This is a genomic window from Chromohalobacter sp. HP20-39 (assembly GCF_033052815.1).
Classification (GTDB): domain Bacteria; phylum Pseudomonadota; class Gammaproteobacteria; order Pseudomonadales; family Halomonadaceae; genus Chromohalobacter.
The window spans coordinates 1-277 of the sequence record NZ_JAWHTP010000617.1 but is presented as its reverse complement, the minus strand read 5'-3'; the positions used below and the strand labels follow the sequence as shown (position 1 = coordinate 277).

The following is a 277-nucleotide window of genomic DNA, read 5'->3' as shown; positions in this document are numbered from 1 at the left end:
CAGGGTCAGCAAGGAGGCAAAGCTGATGTCGACATCGGCCTTAGTGCCACCCTGGATCGCCAGGTTCGTCACCAGCGTCGTGGTGGACTTGACTTCCGTGTTCGCAGTGGCCGAACCGTTGGTGTTCAGCAGCGACTCGGCGATCTGGACGGTGTTGGTCTTGCCGCCTTGAACCAGCTTCGCCGTGGTCACTTGCGAATCAGCGTTGCTGTAGCTCTTCACCGGGCTGGAACCGAGCACCGCGAAATTGTTATCGGCACGGGCAGACAACAAACCC

1 protein-coding gene is annotated in these 277 nt (G+C 59.6%); it reads right to left on the bottom strand.

What is annotated here, in order from left to right:
- On the bottom strand, positions 1-277 hold a 277-nt coding region (locus tag RVY79_RS19425), incomplete at both ends, for a hypothetical protein (RefSeq protein ID WP_317466210.1).